The following is a 4,836-nucleotide window of genomic DNA, read 5'->3' on the forward strand; positions in this document are numbered from 1 at the left end:
TCCGCGCCCCGGCCCAGCACCGCCTTCTCCAGCGCCTTCAGGCGCTCCATCAGCTTCGGCAGGCCGAACACGGCCGCCTGGATGCGCATGGCCTCGCGGTGCGGGCGCGCGGGGTAGCCGCTCACCGTGACCCCGGCGGGCACGCTGGCCGTCACCCCGGCCTGGCCGCCCACCCGTGCCCCCGCGCCGATCTCAATGTGGCCCTGCACACCGGCCTGTCCGCCCAGCACGGCGCCGTCGCCCACCCGGGTAGACCCGCTGATCCCCACCTGGGAGACGATGATGACGGACTGGCCGATGCGGCAGTTGTGCCCGATCTGCACCAGGTTGTCGATCTTGGTCCCCCGCCCCACGACCGTGTCGCCGATGGAGCCGCGGTCGATGGTGGTGTTGGCGCCGATCTCCACGTCGTCGCCGATGACGCACCCGCCCACCTGCGGCACCTTGCGCAGCCCGCGCCCCTCCGGCACGAAGCCGAAGCCGTCGGAGCCCAGCCGCGCGCCGCTGTGGACGATGGACCGCGCACCCAGACGCACGCCGTCGTACAGCGTCACGTGGGGATGCAGCACGGCGTCGTCGCCCACCTCGCACCCGTCCCCGATGACGACGTGCGCCGCCACGCGGGCCCGCTCGCCCACGCGCGTCCCCGCGCCGATGACGGCGTAGGCGCCCACGGACGCCGACGCCGCGACCGTCGCCCCGTCCGCGACAACGGCCGTGGGGTGGATGCCGGGCGTGGGCGCGGGCGGCGGATACAGCGCCGGCAGGATGCGCGCGAGTGCCTTGCGCGGGTCGTCCACGCGGATGGCGGCCATCCCGGCGGGCAGCTCCACGGCGGCGTCGCGTGCAACGAGCAGGGCCCCGGCCCGCGACGCCTGAATGTAGGGATGGTAACGGGCTTCGGCAACGAACGAGACGTGGTGCGGCAGTGCCTCGTCCAGCGGCGCCACGCCGCGGACGACGCGCCCTGCGTCTCCCTGCTCCACCTCGCCCTCCGCGATGCGCGCCACCTCGGCGATCGTCAGCTCCGCCATGCCCCCGTGGGATCGTCGTCGTTTGTCATGCAAGCTTCCAATTCGCGGGGCGGACCGGCTCGCAACGTCCGTGCACCGGAGCGGACGCTGTCTCGCCCGCGGAGGGGGGGACCGCCTCGCCCATGCACCGGAGCGGAGTCTCTCTCGCCCGCGGGGGCCCCCTCCCCCCGACCCCCTGCCCCCGCTTCGCGGGGGAGGGGGAGAACTGCGCATGCAGGTACTTCGCCACGGAGGCGAGGGCCCGTCGAAGTCTATACCCTCTCCCGCGCAGTTTGCGGGAGAGGGTGGGAGCGACAGCGAGCGGGTGAGGGCCCCTGCCGTTGCAGGTTATTCCCTATTCCCTATTCCCTATTCCCTGCTCCCCCGCCCCCACGAAAAAGCGCCCGCGACACCAAAGTGTCGCGGGCACCGAAGCTAGCGGCGTGGACGCGCGCCCGCAAACGGGCGCCGTCCGCGCGTCGTCAGCGGTTGGCCGCGGGCGTGCCGCCCAGGCGGCGGATCACGTCGTTGGTCACGTCCAGCGCCGGGTCCACGGCCACCACCATCCCGTCGGGCGGGTCGATGATGAACGAGAAGCCGCCCGCCGCGCGAACTTCCTCCAGCACCCCGCGAATGCGCTGCATCACCGGGCCCACCAGCTCCTGCTCGCGGCCCTGCAGCTGCTGCTGGATGGCCTGCGCGCGCTGCTGGTACTGCGCCAGCTGCTGCTGCAGGGCCTGCGTGCGCTGCTGGCGCGCCTGCTCCGTGAGCGTGCCCTGCTGGGCGCGAAGCTCCTCGTCGCCGCGGGCCAGGCGGGCCTCCAGCGAGTCGATCTCGGCGCGCAGGGGCGTGAACTCGCGCTCCAGGGTGGCGCGCACGTCGGCGAACGCCGGCGTCTCGGCCAGGATGCGCTGCGAGTTCACGTAGCCCACCTTGAGCTGGGCCTGGGCCGGCGCGGCGCCGGCGAGCAGGGCCACGGCCCCGGCAACAGCGAACGAAAGAAAACGCTTCATCGGTACGTCCCGTCTCGTGAAAAGGTGGTGGGGAACCTTAGAACTGGTTCCCCAGCTTGAAGTGGATCTCCCAGCCCGGGTCGGGCCGGTCGAAGCCGTACGCCGCGTCGATGCCGATGGCGCCCAGGAACGGGGTCACCAGGGTGGCGCCCACGCCCGCGCCGCGGTACAGCCGCGTCGTGTTGAACTCGCCCACGCTGCCAAACACGTTGCCCGCGTCGCCAAAGGCCGACACCGAGAGCGCGTCCGTGAGCCGCAGGGCGTACTCGCCCGACACCGTGAAGAAGGCGTCGCCCAGGCACTCCAGCTGCAGGCTCTGGTTGCACTGCGCGCTGTAGCCGCGGGGACCGATGCTGCTCTCCTGATAGCCGCGCAGGGGCTGGCCGAACATCACGCCGCCCACGTAGAACCGCTCGAACGGGAACCGGTTCACGTCGCCCCAGATGCTCCCCGTGCGCGCCGACAGGCCCAGGGCCATCGTGGGGGCGCGGGGGCTGCTGCCCAGCCGGCCTGTGGGCACCCACCACTCCGCCTGCGCTAACAGCTTATGGTAGATGCCGTTGCCGCCCAGCGGGCCGCCCGTCTGCTCCACCGTCACCGACTGCCGCGTGCCCGACGTGGGGAACAGCGGGTGGTTCTTGGTGTCGCGGGTAAGCGACAGCGACAGCGTACTGGCCGTGGCGTCCGGAAGGCAGAACAGGCTCGTGCTGGCGCCCTCGCAGTTCTCCTCGCTGCTCAGGTACTCCGTGCGCGACAGCGAGTAGCCCAGGAACGCCCGCGTGCGCAGCGACCCCGGCATGGGAAAGCCGAACTGCAGCGACGCGCCCGTCTGCAGGCGCCGCCCGTTGCCGAAGCGCACGTAGCGGTCACCGCGGCGGAACACCGACACCGCGCCGGAGTTGCGCCCGCCCGCGATGCTGGGGTCCGAGTAGCTGGCCTCGATGGTGCTGCGGCCGTAGCCGTACTCCGCCCGCAGGCTGGCCGACTTGCCCTGGCCAAACAGGTTGGGCTGCTGGTAGCCCAGGAACCCGGCGAAGCGCCCGCGGGTGCTGCCGTACGGCCCGCCCCCGAACACCGTGCCAAAGTTCACGCTCCCCGTCTGCTTCTCCTTCACGTTGAAGGTGATGTCCACCTGCCCCGTGGCCGGGTCCGGGCGGATGTCGGGAAGCGGCATGGGGACCTCGAAGAAGCCCAGCCCCGAGATGGCCTGGTAGCTCTGGATGACCCGGGCCTCGTTGTACACGTCGCCGGGCACGATCCACAGCCGCTCGCGGATGACGTTCTCGTGCGTGGTGCTGTTGCCCCGGAACGACACGTTGCGGATGTAGAACGGCTGCTGCTCGCTCACGGCCAGCGTGGCGTTCACCCGCGGGGGCTGCCCCTCGGCCCCCGGCACCCGCTGGATGCTGGGGATGACCTGCGCGAACAGGTAGCCCTCGTTGCGGTACTGCTGCTCGATGTCCGTGGCCGCGCGGTTGAACGCCTGCTGGTCGAACACCTCGCCCTGCTCGCGCTCGCTCGTGCCGCCAAAGGGCAGGCCCAGCACCGAGCGGCGCTGCGTGGTGAACACGTCGGCCAGCACCTCGCTGGGGAACCGCGAGTTGCCCTGGACGTTGAACTCGCCCAGGCGATACTGCGCGCCCTCCGACACCTCCACCACCAGCCGCGCCTTGCCCGTCTCGGGGTCCACGACGAGCGTGTCGCCCACGACGGCGAAGTCGATGTAGCCGTGGCTCCCGTAGAAGCTGGGCAGGTTGGTGCGCAGGTCCTCGTCGAACGCCTCGCGGTCGTAGCGGCCCGAGCGAAACCACCAGAACCCCTCCTCCTTGAGGGAGATGGCGCCCTGCAGCTGCTCGTCGGTGAACGCCTGGTTCCCCGTGAAGTCGATGTCCGCCACCGTGAGCCGGTTGCCCTCGCGCACGTTGAACGTGAGCCGCACGGCCCCGTTCTCCACCGGCGTGAGGGTGGTGTCGATGCCCAGGAGCTGGATGCCCTTCTTGGCCAGCAGGTTGCGGGTAAGGGCCTGCGCCGCCGCCACCCGCTGCGGGTCCAGCGGCGCGTTCTCCTTGAGCCCGGCGCTGTCGCGCACGGTGTTGGGAGACACGCTGCGCAGCCCCACGAACGCCACCTGGGCCACGAACGGCCGCTCGGTCACGTCCAGCACCAGGGCGCCGCGGCCCTGCTCCGCCCCGCGCACGTAGACCTGCACGGTCTCGAAGCTCCCCGTGGCCATCAGCCGCCGGATGGCCTCCTGCACCAGCTGCGCGTTCACCACGGACCCGGTGCGCACGCCGGCCGACGTGCGCACGGCCTCGGGGGTCACGCGCCGCGTGCCGCGCACGTCCACGGTATCCACGACGAACCCTGCGGGAGCGGCCTGCGGTGGGGTGGGGTCCTGCGCGAGGGCGGCGCCGGGGAGGGCGCCGCCGAGGGCGAAAGAGAGGAGGGCCGCCGCGAGGGCGGCCCTACCCCGGTGAGAATCAAACACGCTGGGGGTCAGACGGTCTGGGTTTTCGATGGCACCCGGAACGCGAGCGACTGGCGGTCTTCGGCGACCGTCACCTCGATCTCGTCGCCCGGGCTGAACTCCGACGAGAGGATCTTCTCCGACAGCGGGTCCTCCAGGTACCGCTGGATGGCCCGCCGCAGGGGCCGCGCGCCGAACTTTTCGTCGTAGCCGTGCTCCACCATGAAGTCCACGGCATCGTCGGTCAGCTTCAGCGACAGCTCCTCCTCCTTCAGCCGGTCCTCCACGTCCTTGAGCAGGTTGTGGATGATCGAGCCGATCTGCTCCTTGGTCAGCGGGTGAA

The 4,836-nt window shown here is 71.4% G+C and carries 3 protein-coding genes and 1 pseudogene; all 4 read right to left on the bottom strand.

The window, feature by feature from the left end; genetic code table 11:
- On the bottom strand, nucleotides 1–1,034 hold a 1,034-nt coding region (gene lpxD / locus VFZ20_RS10275; protein WP_329683778.1), incomplete at its 3' end, for a UDP-3-O-(3-hydroxymyristoyl)glucosamine N-acyltransferase.
- A 461-nt stretch (nucleotides 1,035–1,495) separates the two neighbouring features.
- Entirely contained in the window at nucleotides 1,496–2,026 is a 531-nt protein-coding gene (locus VFZ20_RS10280; protein ID WP_329683779.1) for an OmpH family outer membrane protein, read from the bottom strand.
- Between the two features lie 37 nt (nucleotides 2,027–2,063).
- Nucleotides 2,064–4,382, bottom strand: a complete 2,319-nt coding sequence (bamA, locus tag VFZ20_RS10285) for an outer membrane protein assembly factor BamA (RefSeq protein ID WP_329683780.1) — start codon at nucleotides 4,380–4,382, stop codon at nucleotides 2,064–2,066.
- A gap of 140 nt (nucleotides 4,383–4,522) precedes the next feature.
- Nucleotides 4,523–4,836: pseudogene (locus tag VFZ20_RS10290) on the bottom strand (NDP-hexose 4-ketoreductase); the annotation flags it as partial.

Source organism: Longimicrobium sp. (genome assembly GCF_036280135.1).
In the GTDB taxonomy this organism is placed as follows: Bacteria; Gemmatimonadota; Gemmatimonadetes; order Longimicrobiales; family Longimicrobiaceae; genus Longimicrobium.

Excerpts from the sequence above, each read along its gene's own strand:
- VFZ20_RS10280 (WP_329683779.1), bottom strand. The coding sequence starts at position 2,026 with ATGAAGCGTTTTCTTTCGTTCGCTGTTGCCGGGGCCGTGGCCCTGCTC.